18 protein-coding genes and 1 pseudogene are annotated in these 18151 nt (G+C 43.5%); 18 read left to right on the top strand and 1 reads right to left on the bottom strand.

Annotated elements, in window-relative coordinates:
• Positions 1-34: 34 nt before the first annotated feature.
• The 8 genes and pseudogenes from cbiD to cbiT all read left to right on the top strand — a co-directional run bounded on the left by cbiD (position 35) and on the right by cbiT (position 7995).
• Positions 35-1216, top strand: coding sequence for a cobalt-precorrin-5B (C(1))-methyltransferase CbiD (gene cbiD, locus CD00_RS0107475; RefSeq protein ID WP_026655407.1), 1182 nt, complete (start codon positions 35-37; stop codon positions 1214-1216).
• Positions 1216-1983: a precorrin-4 C(11)-methyltransferase gene (cobM, locus tag CD00_RS0107470; protein ID WP_026655406.1), complete on the top strand. Its 768-nt coding sequence runs from the start codon at positions 1216-1218 to the stop codon at positions 1981-1983. Before cbiD ends, cobM begins: the two co-directional genes overlap by 1 nt.
• Complete coding sequence (locus CD00_RS0107465) at positions 1976-2992, top strand: FecCD family ABC transporter permease (protein WP_026655405.1); 1017 nt, start codon at positions 1976-1978, stop codon at positions 2990-2992. Before cobM ends, CD00_RS0107465 begins: the two co-directional genes overlap by 8 nt.
• Positions 2989-3738 (top strand): ABC transporter ATP-binding protein, encoded by a 750-nt coding sequence (locus CD00_RS17605; protein ID WP_051594119.1) that lies wholly within the window; start codon positions 2989-2991, stop codon positions 3736-3738. The genes CD00_RS0107465 and CD00_RS17605 overlap by 4 nt, the downstream gene beginning before the upstream one ends.
• Positions 3698-4900: pseudogene (locus CD00_RS21370) on the top strand (cobalt-precorrin 5A hydrolase); the annotation flags it as partial. The gene CD00_RS17605 and the pseudogene CD00_RS21370, both read left to right, overlap by 41 nt.
• Before the next feature lie 81 nt (positions 4901-4981).
• Positions 4982-5761, top strand: coding sequence for a precorrin-3B C(17)-methyltransferase (gene cobJ, locus CD00_RS21365; protein ID WP_051594283.1), 780 nt, complete (start codon positions 4982-4984; stop codon positions 5759-5761).
• Positions 5751-7013 carry a precorrin-6A/cobalt-precorrin-6A reductase gene (locus CD00_RS0107450; RefSeq protein WP_026655403.1) on the top strand — a complete coding sequence of 421 codons (1263 nt, stop codon included), beginning with the start codon at positions 5751-5753 and terminating at the stop codon, positions 7011-7013. The genes cobJ and CD00_RS0107450 overlap by 11 nt, the downstream gene beginning before the upstream one ends.
• Complete coding sequence (gene cbiT / locus CD00_RS0107445) at positions 6970-7995, top strand: precorrin-6Y C5,15-methyltransferase (decarboxylating) subunit CbiT (protein ID WP_185750410.1); 1026 nt, start codon at positions 6970-6972, stop codon at positions 7993-7995. Before CD00_RS0107450 ends, cbiT begins: the two co-directional genes overlap by 44 nt.
• Positions 7996-8275: 280 nt before the next feature.
• On the opposite strand, the gene CD00_RS0107440 is transcribed toward cbiT, so the two are convergent.
• Positions 8276-9130 (bottom strand): aldo/keto reductase, encoded by an 855-nt coding sequence (locus CD00_RS0107440; protein WP_026655400.1) that lies wholly within the window; start codon positions 9128-9130, stop codon positions 8276-8278.
• 339 nt (positions 9131-9469) lie between these two features.
• Here CD00_RS0107440 and CD00_RS17600 point away from each other — a divergent pair, with 339 nt between their 5' ends.
• From CD00_RS17600 to CD00_RS0107390, 10 genes are all read left to right on the top strand, one after another.
• The gene (locus CD00_RS17600; RefSeq protein WP_051594118.1) at positions 9470-10864 is read left to right on the top strand and encodes a cobyrinate a,c-diamide synthase; all 1395 of its coding nucleotides are present in this window, start codon (positions 9470-9472) and stop codon (positions 10862-10864) included.
• Positions 10865-10930: 66 nt separating this feature from the next.
• Positions 10931-11128 (top strand): hypothetical protein, encoded by a 198-nt coding sequence (locus CD00_RS0107430; RefSeq protein WP_026655399.1) that lies wholly within the window; start codon positions 10931-10933, stop codon positions 11126-11128.
• 204 nt (positions 11129-11332) lie between these two features.
• Positions 11333-11662: a hypothetical protein gene (locus CD00_RS0107425; RefSeq protein ID WP_026655398.1), complete on the top strand. Its 330-nt coding sequence runs from the start codon at positions 11333-11335 to the stop codon at positions 11660-11662.
• 16 nt (positions 11663-11678) lie between these two features.
• A complete protein-coding gene (locus CD00_RS17595; protein ID WP_185750409.1) occupies positions 11679-14186 on the top strand; it encodes a response regulator in 2508 nt (835 codons plus the stop codon).
• Positions 14187-14213: 27 nt separating this feature from the next.
• Positions 14214-15017, top strand: a complete 804-nt coding sequence (locus CD00_RS0107415; protein ID WP_026655397.1) for a response regulator — start codon at positions 14214-14216, stop codon at positions 15015-15017.
• Entirely contained in the window at positions 14998-15921 is a 924-nt protein-coding gene (gene pyrF, locus CD00_RS0107410; protein ID WP_026655396.1) for an orotidine-5'-phosphate decarboxylase, read from the top strand. Before CD00_RS0107415 ends, pyrF begins: the two co-directional genes overlap by 20 nt.
• Positions 15905-16768 (top strand): DMT family transporter, encoded by an 864-nt coding sequence (locus CD00_RS0107405; RefSeq protein WP_026655394.1) that lies wholly within the window; start codon positions 15905-15907, stop codon positions 16766-16768. The genes pyrF and CD00_RS0107405 overlap by 17 nt, the downstream gene beginning before the upstream one ends.
• A 104-nt stretch (positions 16769-16872) precedes the next feature.
• Positions 16873-17559, top strand: a complete 687-nt coding sequence (gene pyrE / locus CD00_RS0107400; protein ID WP_026655393.1) for an orotate phosphoribosyltransferase — start codon at positions 16873-16875, stop codon at positions 17557-17559.
• Positions 17560-17605: 46 nt separating this feature from the next.
• On the top strand, positions 17606-17758 hold the full coding sequence (locus tag CD00_RS20145) for a hypothetical protein (protein WP_026655392.1): 153 nt from the start codon (positions 17606-17608) through the stop codon (positions 17756-17758).
• A gap of 24 nt (positions 17759-17782) precedes the next feature.
• Entirely contained in the window at positions 17783-18145 is a 363-nt protein-coding gene (locus tag CD00_RS0107390) for a DUF6142 family protein (protein ID WP_051199124.1), read from the top strand.
• The last annotated feature ends 6 nt before the right edge of the window (positions 18146-18151 follow it).

The raw sequence follows: 18151 nt of genomic DNA, 5'->3' as shown, positions 1-18151 counted from the left end.
CAACTGTGACAGAGCATCGGAGGAAAATGGGCATATGGAACTAAGGAGCGGCTTTACGACGGGGAGCTGTGCGGCGGCAGCGGCAAAGGCTGCGCTTATGATGTTGCTGGACTCGGTTGAGGTTTCGAAGGCGGAAGTAGAGCTTGATTCAGATCACGGACCTGTCGCAGATAACAGAGTTAAGGATATTGAGTATGTGAATATAATGACTCCCAAGGGAATACCGTACTATGCGGAGATAGTCAATGTCGTGCGTGATGAGAGCGGGAAAAAAGTGACCTGTTCTGTCATTAAGGACGGTGGAGACGATCCCGATGTTACTACCGGAGCTTATATTGAAGTCAGCGTGAGAATCAAAGACACTCCCGGAATAGTTATAGACGGCGGCAAAGGCGTGGGGCGTGTGACAAAGCCCGGCCTTGATCAGTCAATAGGAGAAGCTGCGATAAATTCTGTTCCGAGAAAAATGATAGAAGAGAATCTAAACGAAGTTCTTAAGGACAGAAATGCAGAGAACACGGGGCTTGAAGTTATAGTGAGCGTTCCGGGCGGAGAGAAGATCGCAGAGAAGACTTTTAATCCTAAGCTTGGAATAGTCGGCGGCATATCAATTCTTGGAACGACGGGCATAGTTGAGCCCATGAGCGAGAAGGCGATAGTTGATACGATAAGAACCGAGGTTAAAGTAAGAAAGGCCGAAGGACGACAAGTTCTTTTGGCTGCGCCCGGTAATTACGGAATAACCTTCCTTAGTAAGAAGTGCGGGATAGATAAGGATATCGCCGTTATGACTTCGAACTTTGTTTACGACTCTGTTATGATAGCGAAGGAAGAGGGCTTTTCCGAGATGGTCTTTGCGGGGCACATCGGAAAGCTTGTTAAGGTAGCAGGCGGGATTAAGAACACCCACTCAAGATACGGCGACCACAGAATGGAGATACTGACTGATATCACAGGGATGTTCTCTGAAGGAAAAGAATTTGATGAGTTAAAAGAAAAGCTCTCCGAGTGTGTTATGACGGATGAAGCCGTCAGAATAATCACGGAAGCGGGGGTGTCTTGCAAGGTTTTTCCTAAGATGGCGAGCCTTATAAAAGAAAATATGGAAAAATGGGCAGAGGGAACGCTTAAAGTTGAGGTGATAGTTTTTTCCAACGAATATACGGAACTTGTATGTACTCAGAAAGCCCATGAATATCTGGAAAGGACGATTTAATGGTACATTTTGTAGGCGCCGGTCCCGGAGCGGTGGATCTTATAACGGTCAGGGGAAAAGAACTTTTGGAAAAAGCGGACGTCATAATATATGCGGGATCACTTGTAAATCCTGAGCTTCTTAAGTATGCAAAAGACGGCTGTGAGATACATGACAGCGCAAAGCTTGATCTTGAACAGGTCATAGAAATAGTAAAGAAAGCTGAAGAAGAGGGAAAGATGACGGTGAGACTTCATACGGGGGATCCCAGCATCTATGGCGCTATCAGAGAACAGATGGATGAGCTTGATAAGCTTGGTTTTGAGTATGATGTGACGCCGGGGGTCAGCTCTTTTTGCGGGGCTGCGGCAGCTCTTAATATGGAGTACACTTTGCCCGGCGTAACGCAGAGTGTCATCATCACCAGGATGGAAAAGAGAACTCCCGTGCCGGAGAGAGAGTCCGTAGAGGAACTTTCAAAACACGGGGCAACGATGGTTTTCTTTTTATCAGCGGGAGATACCGAGGCTCTGAGCAGGAGACTTACGGAGGCGGGAGTGGCAAAAGATACTCCTGCGGCGATTGTATATAAGGCAACCTGGGATGATGAGAAGAAGTTCATTACGGATGTTGAGAATCTTCCGAAGGTTGCGGCGGAAAACGGTATAAATAAAACGGCGCTTATCATAGTCGGAAACAGCGTTAAACAGGCGGATTATGAGAAATCAAAGCTGTATTCGCCTGATTTTACTACGGGCTTTAGAAAAGGCAGAAATATAAATGACTAAGAACGGAAATAAAAGAGTGGCAGTGGTTTTTGCGCTGCTGATTGTTCTTTTGGTCTCAGCTTTTTTTGCAAATATTATTATCGGAAATGTCAGGATAAGTCTTGATGAAGTGATGAGGATATTGTTTGCGGGCGGAGGAGGCATTAAGAACAGGAATATAATAGCAAGTATCAGGCTTCCCAGGACTGTAATGACGCTTGTTCTTGGAGGTGCTCTTGCGGTATCCGGATTTCTTTTGCAGACATATTTCGCCAACCCGATCGCAGGCCCGTACATTCTGGGGATTTCGTCGGGAGCAAAGATGGCGGTTGCGATGAGCCTGATATTCATAACATCGGGAACGGGTTATACATCGAATCTGATGCTTGTGATGACTGCTTTTATCGGAGCGATGGCGGCTACGGGATTTATCATTCTTATTTCCAAGAGAGTACGGAACATGGCGGCGCTTCTTGCGGCTGGAATAATGATAGGCTACATATGCAGCGCTGTGACGGATTTTCTTGTCACTTTTGCGGAAGATTCGGATATTGTCAATCTTCACAGCTGGTCGCAGGGAAGCTTTTCAGGAGCATCGATGAGTGCGGCTTGGTTTTCTGCGGTGATTGTGGCAATTGTTCTTGTGGCGGTCATGCTTATGAGCAAAGTGCTTGATGCGTTCAGACTTGGAGAAGTTTACGCTGCGAGCGTTGGAATAAATGTGAAGCTGTGCAGAGTGCTCCTTATCGTGCTTTCAAGTGTTCTGTCGGCGTGTGTTACGGCATTTGTGGGGCCTGTTTCGTTTATCGGAATTGCTGTGCCTTTCCTTATGAGAGAGGTTCTGAAGTCGTCGAAGCCGATAATTCTGATTCCGGCGTCTTTCCTGTCGGGAGCGGTTTTTTGCATGATAAGCGACCTTCTTGCAAGGATGCTTTTTGCTCCTACTGAGATCAATATTTCTGCGGTGACTTCACTTTTTGGGGCGCCGATAGTTATTTTCATGATAATAAAAAGAGGTAAGACAAGGTGAAAATAGAGGATTTATCTGCGGGATATCGCGGAAAGGCGGTTGTTCCGGGAGTTAATCTTGAAATAAAAAAAGGAGAGATAATCTCCTTCATAGGACCGAACGGTGCGGGGAAGTCCACTCTTTTAAAGACTCTTTACAGGGAACTTACGCCTGTTGCGGGAGCGGTATTTATTGGCGGCGCAGATGTGTCCAAGATGACGCTTAAAGAGCTTGCAAAGAAACTGTCCATAGTTACGACGGACAGGATAAAGCCCGAGCATATGACTTGCAGAGAGGTTGTGATGGCGGGGCGCCTTCCTTATACGGACGGATTTGGAGTTCTTGGAAAAGAGGACAGGCAGGCTGCGGAAGATGCGATAGCTCTTATGAAAATCGAGGGCTTTGCGGACAAGCAGTTTAATAACTTAAGCGACGGGCAGAAGCAGCGGACGCTTATTGCAAGGGCAATAGCGCAGTCTCCCGAGTATCTTGTAATGGATGAACCCACATCCTATCTGGACATCAGGTACAGGATGGAACTAATGGAAGTTCTGGAAGGTCTTGCGAAAAAAGGTGTGACGATAGTTATGTCGATTCACGAGCTTGAGCTTGCTGTTTCTGTTTCTGACAGGCTTCTTCTTGTATATGATGATGGAAAGACGCTGTGCAAGACACCTTTAGAAGTCATGGAAGACGGGCTTATCAAGGATTTGTTTTCACTTACGGATGAAATGTATGAAAAGATTTATGGAAAAGGCAGAATATAAGAATTATAAGATCATAAGTTTCACTTCAAGGGGAAAAGAGCTTGCGGAAAGAGTGCTTTTCCTTGTTTCGGGTGGAGAGTTTGAACGAGGCTGTGATGACAGTGGACTTGGCAAAGGAGAACGATATAAGAAAAGTTTTGGCAGAGAAAATGCTGTCGTGAAAGGCATAGATGAGGGCTTTACATTAGATGGCTTTGTTAAAGAAAACTTTCATCAGGGAAATGTTCTCATATTCATAGGTGCTGCCGGAATCGCGGTAAGGGCGATAGCGTCTTATATTGAAGATAAAACGAAGGATCCTGCGGTCATTGTTATAGATGAAGCGGGAAAGAATGTGATACCTCTTTTGTCCGGACATATCGGAGGCGGTGTGAGAGATGCAAAGCGGATTGCGGAGCTTCTTGGTGCGAATCTGGTTGTTACTACGGCGTCTGACGTTTCCGGAGAATTTGCGGTTGATGTTTTTGCTTCCGAGAACGGATTTGTGATTTCCGATATGAAGAAGGCGAAGGAGTTTACGGCAAGGCTTCTTGAGGAGAAAGAGGCTGTGTATGAGGTGGATAAAGAGCTTGCGGGGATGCCTTCTTATGATGTTGATGCGGGATATGCGAATGTAGTCAGGCGATTGGCAGCTGGAGAGAGTTGTGGCAGTGAGGTTAAATGCACTGATATCAAAGTAGATGCAGATTGTAAATGCGCTGAAAATATAGCGGGTAAGAATGCTGTTAAAGAGAGCAATATTGAAAGAGACAAAGCATGTTTTACAATTTCTTTTCGCAAGGATAAGTCTGAGAGCGGAGTGCTAAACCTGATTCCTAGGTGTATTGTAATCGGCGTCGGCTGCAAGAAGGGGACGCCTTATGAGAAGCTGCTGGCTTTTGTTGAGGATAAGCTTTCGGAGCACAACATAGATAAGAGGGCGGTAAGTGTGCTTGCTTCCGCGGATATTAAGAAAGAGGAAGAAGGTCTTATAGGTCTGTCAAAAGAACTTGGAGCAGAGTTTAAGTTTTTTTCTTCGGATGTCCTGATGGCGCAGGAAGGGGAGTTTACGGCTTCTGAGTTTGTAAAGAGTATAACGGGGACGGATAATGTCTGCGAGAGAGCGGTCGTTGCCTGTGGTTGCAAGAAGATTCTTGTTAAGAAAGAACGCTTTGACGGGATGACTTTTGCGGCAGGTGTGATGGGAAATGGCAATGTAACGTCTCAGGGCACGGAGTGTGACGGAAGTGCAGAGAGTGTTGATATGGATTTTGCATGCGTTGGCGGAGAGACTGTAAGTGATAGAAGTTGTGGAAAAGTCTCGGTTGTCGGAATAGGACCCGGAAATTATGAGAATATGACGGTTAAGGCGGCAGAGACGCTTAAGGCGTGCGATGTAATCGCAGGATATACTGTGTACTGCGATCTTGTCAGACCTTTTTTTCCTGATAAAGAATATATCTCAACGCCAATGATGGGTGAGGAAAAGAGAGTCAGACTTGCTTACGAGAAGGCGGCGGAAGGATTTAAGGTAGCGCTTGTATGTAGCGGAGATGCAGGAGTTTACGGAATGGCCGGGCTTTGCTATGAAGAGGCGGTTAATTTCGATAACGTTGATACGGAAGTTGTTCCGGGCGTTACGGCGGCAATCAGCGGAGCGGCACTTCTTGGGGCCCCGCTTATACATGATTTTTGCCTGATAAGTATGAGCGACAGGCTTACGCCGATGGAACTGATCGAGAAGAGGCTTCGTGCTGCGGCTTTGGCGGATATGGTGATTGTGATCTACAATCCTCAGAGTAAGGGTAGGAAAGGGTATCTTGCCCATGCCTGCGAGATTCTGATGGAGAACCTGCCACCCGAGCGGGTTTGCGGAATTGCAGGAAACATCGGAAGAGACGGCGAATATTGTAAGGTTATGACTTTGGGTGAATTAAAAGGTGCTGAGGTGGATATGTTCTCGACGATTTTTATCGGGAATTCTTCAACAAGGGATATTGCCGAGCACATGGTTACTTTAAGAGGATACAGAAGTGAGAGATGAGGTTCTTATTTTCGGAGGAACAACTGAAGGAAGAGAGCTTGCGGCTGCGCTTTCTGCGGCGGGCGTACAGCACTTGGTGAGTGTTGCGACTGATTATGGCAAGGAAATTGAGGATTCTTTTGGAGAGAAAAATGTCATTGTCGGAAGAAAGAACGCGGATGAAATGGCGGAACTTATGGCTACCGAGGGCTTTACGGTGTGCGTTGATGCTACGCATCCTTTTGCTACGCTTGTTTCGGCTGAGATTAAGAAGGCATGTGAAAAGACCGGAGTCGAGTATTTGAGGCTCCTTAGAGATACAGGTGCGAAGATTGAGCTTATGACTGTTTCCAACGAATGTGGTTTTGATAAAGAAATTGAGAGTAATTGTCGAAAGCGCATGATGTTATGGAATGCGGATGTGGTTAATGAAAGTATTCAGATTGTAATTTGTGATTCGGCCATGAGCGCGGCAAAGGAACTTGAAAAGATAAGCGGCAACATGCTTCTTTTGACGGGAAGCAAAGATCTTAAGACAATTATGGCCGAGATTTCCGATAAGACAAGAGTGTACGCAAGAGTTCTTCCGAATATCGAGAGTATCACAAAGTGCGAAGAAGCGGGGCTTCGCGGAAAGCAGATTATTGCTATGCAGGGGCCTTTTTCCAAAGATATGAATGTTGCACTTATAAATGAGATTGGCGCTTCTGTGATTCTTACGAAGGAGAGCGGCGCTACGGGCGGGCTTGATGAGAAGCTTCTTGCGGCGAGTGAGTGCGGGATTAAGGTTGTTATGATAGAGAGCCCCGAGAGCAGACTTGAAGGCTCAGGAAGCAATGCCGGTGAATATGCTAAAGGGTACAGTCTGCCGGAAGTGTTGGAAAAACTTGGAGTTGACAAGAAGCGTGTTAAATCCGGCGAAATCGTCAAAGAGAGTAACAGCTTAAACGAAGTTAAGGATAATATAGGAAAGAGCATCATACTTGCGGGAATCGGCCCGGGTGATGCGAGATATTACACGAGAGAGCTTGAAACTGCACTTGAGAACGCGGATGTGATTTTTGGAGCGAAGAGCATCCTTGAAAGAGTTGATAAGAACAGGATTAAAGCTGAATTTGTTCCTCTTTATATGGGAAAAGATATTCTTGAGTTTTTGAATGAATATCCTAACTACAAGAAGCCGCTGGCTCTTTTCTCGGGAGATATATGCCTTTGCAGCGGAGCCAAGAATGCGGCGAAGGTTTTTGAAAAACGCAGGATATGGAGTTCATAAGATATCAGGGATTTCTTCGGTGGCTCTTTTTGCAAACAGATTGGGACTTGGGCTGGAAGACTGCAGTATAGTGAGCGCTCATGGAAGAGAGTGCAATGTTGCGGGATATATTGCGGAGGCTAAGAGACTTATCATTCTTCCTTCAAGCTGTGCGCATGCGGGCGATATTGCGAGAACTGCGTTTGCGGTAGCGAAAATAAATGATTATGGCAGGAACGATAGCGTAAAAGCTGAAGATTTCGGCGGATGCGGAGATCTTAGAATTGTGATCGGATATGAACTCGGAACAGCTTTGGAGCGGATTTTTGAAGTGTCGGAAGGTGAGCTTGGAGATAAATTTTTTTCACCTGATGAAAAGGGGAAGTGTTTAATGTATGTTGAGAATAAACGTGCGGGCGAAATGCCGGTAATAAGAGGAATATCTGACGATGAGTTTGTCAGAGGCAAGACTCCGATGACCAAAGAGGAGATAAGGGCGATATCTATCAGAAAGCTGGGACTTTCTGCGGATTCCGTGCTCTATGATATCGGCGCGGGGACAGGTTCCGTATCTGTTGAAGCAGCTCTTTTGCACCCTGATATCAAAGTCTGTGCGATAGAGCGAAACGACGAGGCGGTTGAACTTATCAAGAAGAACAAAGAGAAGTTCTGTGCGGATAATATTACTGTGATAAAGGGCGAAGCTTCAGAGGTGCTGACTTCCGGATTGCCGGGGGGCGTTTGTGTCCCTACACATGCGTTCATTGGCGGAAGCGGCGGAAATATGCGGGTTATCATTGAGATTCTGAAGAAGATGAATAAGAATATTCGAATTGTGATAAACTGTGTCACACTCGAGACACTTACGGAAGTTCTTACCGTTATTAAAGAGGGAGAATTTGCAGAGCCTGACATTGTTCAAGTCAGCGCAAGCAGATATAGGAAAGTTGGCGAATATCACATGGCCGATGCAATCAACCCGGTGTATATAGTGACAATATAATCAAGATAATGTGTTATAAGAGATAAAGAAAAATATATATTTGCAAATGGCTCGATAGAGATGACGATGGCAATGAGCCTGAGGTATAAGCCGCCTTGCACGAAATGGCATAGAAAAAGCTAGGAGTTGCAGCTCCTAGCTTTTTTGTGTTAGCTTGTTAAGATAAATTATCTCGTTTCTTTGCCTAAGTTCTATTATAACAAAGAATTCTTAATAGTCAAATCATAGGATGGTTAAGAAGTAGGATAGTTGCGGCATCTTGCACTGGATTCCGCGTTAATCACGCCTGATCCGGTGAGTGGCCGGAATTGCCGTAAGGCTCGATCTCGTCGATCATCTCCATGTCGTCTTCTGAAAGTTCGAAGTCAAACAGCTCAGAGTTGGAGCGGATTCTTTCGGGATTGACGGACTTGGGGAGAGGAACAACGTCGTGCTGCATTTCCCAGCGAAGGATGATCTGAGCAACGGTGCGGTCATATTTTTCCGCAAGGTCCTTAAGAAGCGGATGCTCAAGGGATTTACCTCTTCCGAGCGGGCTCCAGGCCTCTACGAGGATGCCGTGTTCCTGACAGAAATCTACTGTATCTTTCTGGAGGAAACCGGGATTTATCTCAATCTGGTCGACTGCGGGGATGATGTCAAATTCCATGAGCGCCTTGAGGTGATGAGTAAGGAAGTTTGAAACGCCGATTGCTTTTACTCTTCCTGACTTGTATATCTCTATCATCGCCTTCCATGTCTCACGGTTTGTGTTTTCCCAGTCATCGTCAAATGCATATGATGCGGGCCAGTGAATGAGATAGAGGTCAAGATAATCAAGACCGATCTCGCTCATAGTCTTTTCAAAAGCAGCAAGAGTCTTTTTGTAGCCAAGTTCTGACTTCCAGACTTTGCTGGTAACAAAGATGTCTTCTCTTTTTGCGGCACCTGTTGCGATAAAGTCGTTTATTGCCTGTCCGACCTGCTTTTCATTCTCGTAAAAAGCGGCTGTATCGATGTGACGGTAGCCGATCTCAAGTGCGGATTTTACAGAGTTATAAGCTTCTGCGGGATCTTTTATCTTGTATGTGCCAAAGGCAAGACAAGGTATAGATGTTCCGTTATTTAGCTTGATTCTGTCAGTGAGTGTATTCATTGAACGTACCTCTCTTTTTTATGCCGATATCATCGGTATTGTCGTAAGATTCATACTCACACCATAGTAACATATAATTTGAATCAGGTATGTAGTTTCGGATAAAAAGTATTTCTGAATTATATATCATAGAACTCATGCTTTTTATATCATGATCGCAAATTAGTGATAATTAACAAATATCTGATTTATTGACCGTTTTGTTGTGTATTAATGAACAGAGTTAAAAAATAATTTAAAAAACGCTTCCAAAAGTACGGATATGTTGTATCATAGAGTTAGCAACATTCTTGTATATAAAAATCTAAGTATATAACAAAATTACAACAAGGGGTTTCTATGACAAACAATTTTCCAAGAGTGATGATTTCAGGAACGGGAAGCGGCAGTGGTAAGACAATCGTAACATGTGCGCTTCTCAGAATTCTCAAAAGAAGAGGATATAATCCCGCTGTATTTAAGTGCGGTCCCGATTATATAGATCCGATTTTTCACAAGACGGTTCTAGATGTTCCGTCTCGAAATCTCGATATATTTATGGCCGGAAAAGATGGTATCAGACGTACACTTGACAGAGGAAGTGAAGGAAGAGATTTTGGCGTTATTGAAGGAGTTATGGGCTTTTATGACGGCATAAGTACGTCCGGAACAGACGGCTCAAGTTATGATATCAGTAAGGAAACAGAGACACCCGTTATACTTGTTGTAAATGCAAAAGGCATGAGTATGTCCATAATTCCCGTGGTACAGGGATTCTTTGATTATGTCGGAAGAATTAACAATCCAATTAAGGGAATTATACTTAATAATATATCTCCGATGGTTGCAAAAGACATATCGCTTCTCATTGAAGAGGAGGTTCATATTCCGGTTGTCGGATATATTCCTCACATCGAGGATGCCGATATAGACAGCAGGCATCTGGGGCTTGTTCTTCCAAATGAGATTCCCGATATTTTGGAAAAAATAGATGCAGTTGCCGATAAGCTTGAAGAGACACTTGATTTTGAAAAGCTTGTGGATATCGCAAACAAGGCTGAAAGCTTCAGAACTCTTCAAACAAGTTTTGCACTTCCGCTCTGCGCAGAGCCTACAGAGGGCGGCCCTCTTAAAGTTGCCGTTGCAAAGGACGAGGCATTTTGTTTTTATTATGAAGATAACTTCGATCTTATGAGAGATATGGGATTGGAGCTGGAGTTCTTTTCCCCACTTCATGATAAGAGACTTCCAAAAGCAGACGGATATATTTTCGGAGGCGGTTATCCTGAACTTCATGCGGCGCAGCTCTCGGAAAACACTTCGATGCTTGAAGATATAAAGAAAGCTGCAGACAATAATGTGCCGATCATTGCAGAGTGTGGCGGATTTATGTATCTTCAGGAGGAACTTGAGGATAAGGACGGAAATATTTATAAAATGGTCGGGGCAATTCCCGGAAGAGCGTTTATGACAGGGAAACTCGTCAGATTTGGATATGTCACCATAGCTGCCGCAAAAGAGAATACATACCTCAAACCGTTTGAATGTATAAACGGTCACGAGTTCCACTACTATGACACGACAGATAACGGAGATACCTGTATAATAACCAAGGGCACGCGCAACCGCTCATGGGAAGGCATACAGATAAAAGGAAATCTTTTTGCCGGCTTTCCGCATCTGTATTATCCCTCATGCAATGCATTTATTGAGAGATTTGCGGCAAGTATGCTGGTTGGACGCTCAAAGATCTGAGAAAATGCAGATTTGATAAATGGCACAAAAACCTACAATACATATTGAGAGGAAAAGTGTGACGAAATGAATATACATCTTTGCAAAAATGACGAAACCTTGGAGCAGGCGCTTGATTACATAAATGAGCACGATTCTGAGGGTAGAAAGTATACATTCGATAAAGAGAAAGACAGGTGCTATGTCGGCGACGAAGCCTTTGTATCCGCACCAGTCCTCATAAATCATAAAAACAATTATTGGGCACTGCACATTGTGGAGTGATTTCAGAGTCAATTTAGGAAGAGAGTTGTAAGATAAGCAACTCTTTTTTGATGGAATTATCTATTTTAGTATGTCTTTCGAATATAAGTATATGATAAAATATATACGTATTAACGCATGTGAATCATACATGAATGACCTTTGGGCACTTCAATAATGTATATGCTTTGTACTTGCATGTAACAGCTGTTTACAGGTGATCTTATGAGAAGAAGTAAGTATTTTGTTTTTTCCACCAAAAGAAACCGGGTAGATCTGACGCTTGTACTTGTAGCATCTGTCCTCACTCTGATCTTCGCTGATTTATTGAGACGCGTAGAGCCGGATTCTGTATTGAGGACTGTTAAGTATATTCCGATAATGATTGTTACGGCGTTTTGTGGCATCATTCCCGGGATGCTGAGTCTGGTTCTTATTTTTTTCTTTGGTTCTTTTTTGCAAGGATCAATCATGTATCATGCTTTTGCATATCTGCTGATCGCTTGTGCCGTTAATGTTCTTACAAGAATCGGTTTTTTTCAAAAATTTTTTTAAAGTAATACTTTCTTCTATGATCTTACAGTTTATCCTGGGTGACCTGTGGGGCTTTTGTAAGCTCGTGCTTAATGGTGCCGGTTTGGCAGGTTTTGATCCGGGCAGGCTTATTCCACTGTTCTTAAGAGAAGCACCGGGATGTCTGTTTACATGTTTTTTCATATATTTTGTTTTTAAAAAATTGCCGGATGATATCAAATTGATGTTTGGAAGCGGAATGTACTATGTGGACACCACAAGACTTGATGAAGATGACAGATACATGGTCGAAGGCAAGTCCAGGATTGGAAATGTCGTAATGAGGGTAATTGTCTTTGAGGCAATTTTACTTGGGATTATAGCGGAGATCGCGTCGAGAGAGTTGTACGCAGATATGACGTTTCGGGGCGGAATTGAGATGGCGATGCTTATATCGATCATAATTACGCCGATGGCTATTTTTGTCAACAACTATGCACAGTATAGGATTGCCGAGCCCATAAGGATTTTGTCGAATGCCGTGACCGATATTTACAATTCGCAGGAAACGGACATAAATGCCAGTGTGGAGGAGGTTCACAGACTTAGGATAGATACCAACGATGAGATAGAAGACCTGTATCATGCTATAGATCTTACTTTTTACAGATTTATGGAATACATTGAACTTGTAAAGAGCAGGCAGCTTATAGAAGACCAGCTCAGGGTGGAAAAGAGCTCGAACGAAGCCAAGTCGAGATTTCTTTCCAATATGTCACATGAGATCAGAACGCCTATAAATGCTGTTCTTGGCTTTGATGAAATGATACTCAGAGAATGTAAGGATGAGGATATCTTAAGCTATGCGATGGATATTCAGAGCTCGGGAAAAACTCTTTTGGCTCTTATCAATGATATTCTTGATTTCTCCAAGATAGAAGCGGGAAAGATGGAGATTATCCCCGGTGAGTATGAGCTTGGATCGATGATAAACGACCTCATAAATATGATAGATGCTAAGATCTATGAAAAAGGACTTGAGTTTATCACGAACATTTCCGATGATATACCGCATGTTCTGTACGGCGACGAGACAAGGATAAAGCAGTGTATCATGAATCTGCTTACGAATGCGGTGAAATACACGGATGTCGGTTCCGTTGCCATGGAGATCTATAAGAAAGATTATGATTCTCTGGCTTACGAGGATATGTTTGATGAAAAGATTATCCTGGGAGTCCGCATAACCGATACCGGAATCGGAATAAAGGATGAGGACATCGATAAGCTCACACTTGCTTTTGAGAGAGTGGATGAAAAGAGAAACAAAACCATTGAGGGAACGGGGCTTGGAATCAGCATTGTTACAAATCTTTTGGGACTCATGGGTTCAAAGCTTAACGTAAAGAGTGAATACGGAAAGGGCTCCGAGTTTTCTTTTGAAATAGTACAGACTGTTGTGGACAGGGAGCCGCTTGGCGAATTTGCCAAGGATTACAGGCAGAGCAAAGTAAACAAGAAAGAGTACAAGGAAAGCTTTCATGCGCCCAAGGCAAAGATTCTTGTTGTTGATGATATAAGCACAAATCTTGCGGTGATACAAGGTCTTTTGAAAAAGACGCTTATTACTGTGGATACGGCGCTTAGTGGAAGGAAAGCTCTTGAGCTTGTGACTGAAAATAACTACGATATCATTTTCCTCGATCACAGGATGCCTGAGCTGGACGGCATCCAGACGCTTCATATGATGAAGGGAATGGCAAATAATCTAAATAAGAAGACGCCTGTTGTGGCGCTTACGGCAAATGCGGTTTCGGGATCCAGAGAGATGTACTTTAGGGAAGGCTTTACCAATTACCTCTCAAAGCCTGTTTCGCCGCCAAAACTTGAAGAGATGATACTTAGTTATCTTCCTTCGTATAAAGTTTCCATACCGGGAGACGATGATTTTGTTGAGGCAGAAAAAGGAGATGCGAAAAAAGAAGACGAGACAGCGCTTAAACTTATGAAGGTACAGGGTATTGATGTTAAGAGTGCCATAGAGCGTTGCGGATCTTCAAAAGTTGTGGTTGATGTCATGCAGGACTTCTGGCTTTCCATCAAGGAGAGAGCAGATCTTATAGAAAAGTATGCAAAAGATGATATTAAGAATTATATGATCTATGTGCATGGGCTTAAGAGCTCCGCAAAGGCAATAGGCGCATTGGAACTTTCAGAAATGGCGGGGCATCTTGAAAAGTGTGCGGAAGAGAAGAATAAGTCGGAAATTGAGGAGAAGACACCGGAACTTCTTGAGCTTTACAGAAGTTATATCAACAAATTGTCTGTTGTTGTGGGCGAAGAAAATGAAGGAGATTCGGATAAGCCTGTAATACCTGAATCGGAGCTTACAGATGCTTTTTCGGCGATAAAAGAATTTGTATCGGGATCGTATTTTGACAGCGCGGATGACATTATGAACATGCTTGGTGAATATAAGATTCCCGATGAATATGTTGAAAAATATGAAAAGGTAAAAAGACTTATGGCAGCAGTTGACAGAGACGGACTGTTGAATATATTGTAGTAATAGCGCAAAGCGGAAGGACAGGATATGGAAAAACGTGTACTCTTAATTGGCCACGAGAAAAGCTTTATGGTTAACGCTATAGAAAAGGGGCTCGAGAAAGAAGGATACGGAGTTTTAATGATGGAACCCGACAAAGAGCAGATCGAGGTTATGGAAGACAGGCCTATGATCTACCTTCTGTATATGGGGGATTTGTCAAAATCCGACTATGAGTTGTTTGAGTATTTGAATGATGCGATAGACAGCGAGCGATTTTTGCTCTATATCATAGGAAACAAAGAGGAACTTGATCTGGCGCTTGAGTATATTGCAAAAGAGAAAGTTCAGGAGACGTATCTTAGACCTCTTGATGTCAAGCACCTTACGGAACAGCTTAATTCTGTAGTTGAATACAGTGAGCTTGACGATGAGCTTAAAAAGAAGATCCTCATAATTGACGATGACGGAACTATGCTCAGAATGATGAGAACCTGGCTGTCGGTAAAGTATCACGTGTACATGGCAAGCTCGGGTAAGATCGCGTTATCTTTTTTGGCAAAAAATCCTATCGATCTGGTACTGCTTGATTACGAAATGCCCGGAATGGACGGTGCGGCCGTACTCAAGGAGATGAGAAGTACTCCTGCGTATAAAGATATTCCGGTTATCTTCCTTACCGCTAAGGATGACAAGGAGAGCGTTATGAAAGTAGTAGGGTTAAAGCCCGAGAAGTACCTCCTTAAATCCATGCCGAAAGAAAAACTTACCAATGCCATTGATGAGTTTTTTTATCATAAGATCAAGAAAAAAGTGAGGAAGGAACAGTTATATGATTTCAAAACTTATTGACAAGATTGTAAACACAGGTGCGCCTATTGTTGTGGGACTCGATCCCAAGCTTGATTTTGTACCCGAAGCAATAAAGAAAAGATGCTTTGAGGAAAAGGGTGAGAACCTTGAGGGAGTTGCGGAGGCGTTCTGGCAGTTCAACAAAGAAATCATTGATAACGTATATGATGTTGTTCCTGCTGTAAAGCCACAGATAGCAATGTACGAGGAGATTGGAATTCCCGGTCTTATCGCATTTAAGAAAACTGTAGATTATTGTAAAGAAAAGGGCCTTATCGTTATCGGCGATATAAAGAGAGGCGATATAGGTTCAACAGCCCAGTCTTATGCAGTTGGTCACCTTGGCGGCGTTAAGGTTGGCGATAAAGTATTTAAGGGCTTTGACGAAGACTTCGTAACAGTAAATCCTTATCTTGGATCTGACGGAGTTAAGCCTTTCATAGATATTTGTAATAAGGAAGACAAGGGAATCTTCGTTCTTGCAAAGACATCAAATCCTTCAAGCGGAGAGTTCCAGGACAGACTTATCGACGGAAAGCCTCTCTATGAGATAGTAGGCGCTAAGATAAGAGAGTGGGGCGAAGAGTCGACAGACGGTTCATACAGCAATGTGGGTGCCGTAGTCGGAGCAACATATCCCGAGATGGGAAAGGTGCTCAGAGAGATCATGCCTCACAATTACATCCTTGTTCCCGGATACGGAGCACAGGGCGGTAAGGGAAAAGACCTTGTTAACTTCTTTAATAAAGACGGACTCGGAGCAATCGTAAATTCTTCGAGAGGAATCATAGCAGCATGGAAGAGCGACAATTACAAGCAGTTTGGTGACGGAAAGGTCGGAGAAGCTGCAAGGGCGGCAGTCCTTGATATGAAGGCGGACATCGCAGGTGCGCTCGCTCAGTAACAGAACAAAAGGAATAATTTGCATATTGGCAGCGGCTTTCGGCTTCGCACTTATGACGGCGTTTGTACGTGCAGCCGGAGACGTGCCCGTAATGCAAAAGAGTTTTTTCAGAAATTTGGTGGCAATGTTCATCGCGTCTATCGCTCTGGTAAGATCGGGCATTGGCTTTAAAATTGAGAAAAGCTACAGACTTGATATTTTCTTTAGGTGCCTATTTGGCACGTCAGGTGTTATCGCAAATTTTTATGCAATAGGAAAACTTGGGATAGCGGACGCAAACATGCTAAACAAGCTAGCGCCGTTTTTTGCCATAGTGCTCTCAATACCGCTGTTAAAAGAAGTTCCGTCAAAGGTGGATGCCATATCAACTTTGATCGCATTTATCGGAGCTCTTTTTATCATAAGACCGACAGGTGTCGTCGCTGAGACAATCCCTGCCATTATTGCGGTGTACGGAGGCTTCGGAGCCGGAACCGCTTACGTGTTTGTCAGAAGGGCGAGCAAAAAAGGTGCAAATACGCCGACAATTGTATTCGCGTTTTCGGCGTTTTCGTGTCTCGTAAGTTTGCCGTTTCTGATATTTGATTATTCGCCAATGAGCATGAGGCAGTTTCTGAGCCTTATCATGGCTGGAGTATCCGCATCTCTCGGACAGTTTGCAATTACTTCGGCATATCGCTACGCACCTGCAAAAGAGTTATCTGTTTTTGACTACACTCAGGTTATATTCGCAGCACTCATCGGAATCGTGGCATTCTCTGAAACACCGGTGCTTCTCAGTATCATCGGATATGCCATAATAATAGGTGTTTCGGTTGTCAGGTGGATGAAGAGAAATGAGCAATAATATATTAATTGTGAATATGCATTTATGATGATATAATACTTTGTCAGAGGATTGGGCTTGGATTTTTTCTGAGTAAATACGAAATAAAAAGGAGTTTATGAGTTATGGAAAGATATAAGGAAGAGTTTATTGAATTTATGGTAGACAGCAATGTCCTTAAGTTTGGAGAGTTTACTCTTAAGAGTGGTCGTAAATCTCCTTTTTTTATGAATGCGGGAGCATATGTAACAGGTTCACAGCTTAAGAAGCTCGGTAACTACTATGCAAGAGCAATTCACGATACATTCGGACTTGAATTTGACGTTCTCTTCGGACCTGCATATAAGGGAATTCCGCTTACTGTTGCAACATGTATGGCGATCAGTGAGCTCTACGGAAGAGAAATAAGATATTGTTCAAACAGAAAAGAAGTCAAGGATCACGGAGATAAGGGAATCCTTCTTGGAACAAAGCTTCGTGACGGAGACAGAGTCCTTATAATTGAAGATGTTACAACATCGGGAAAGTCAATCGAAGAGACTGTTCCTATCATCCAGGCACAGGCTGATTGTGATATCGTAGGCCTTATGGTATCTTTGAACAGACAGGAAAAGGGCTTGGAGAGCGAGATGAGCGCTCTTGACGAAATCAAGGAAAGATATGGCTTTAGTGCGCACGCGATCGTTACAATGGAAGACGTTGTAAGCTATCTTTATAACAGACAGATTGACGGAGAGGTAATCCTTACAAAGGATATCAAGAAGGCAATCGATGAGTATTACGCTGAGTACGGCGCTAAGGAAACGCTTTAATCAGCGTTTCCATAAATAACTCTGATATTCTAAGGAGGTATTTGGTATGGAAGAACATACATACAAGGTTCTTGGTGGCACAGGAGCCATGAATATAGCATTGGGAGTGGTTTCACTTGTAGTCGGAATAACTGCCGGAATCTTGCTCATTATATGTGGAGCGAAGCTTCTGGGCAGTCGCAAAAATGTGATCATTTAAAGACATAACAAACAACCGGTAGATATGAAGAAACTCAATTTAAAAAAGATTAAAATTCTTAATAAGCTTAGCCATTTCAGGGAAAAATACGTTTTCACCGATAACAGGCATCCGGAAAAAGGAATAATGTCTACCATACTCGGGCTCCTGTCAGATGTATCACTGGTGGCAGTGGTACTCTTTTCATACAGGAACGGAGGGCAGGCTTTTATGCGATACGCCGCAGCGGCATTTGTTGCGGCGATATTTTCATGTTTGGGACTCGCTCTCGGAATCATGTCCCGAATGGAAAAAGATATATTTAAATTGTTCCCTAATCTTGGGATTATTCTTAACCTGATCGCGGTTCTCTTTATCATTTTTATTCTGGTATTGGGATTTATGTGATTCGAG

This window comes from Butyrivibrio sp. AE3003, from assembly GCF_000686065.1.
Taxonomy (GTDB): domain Bacteria; phylum Bacillota; class Clostridia; order Lachnospirales; family Lachnospiraceae; genus Butyrivibrio; species Butyrivibrio hungatei_A.
This window is presented reverse-complemented; position numbering and strand designations above follow the sequence as displayed.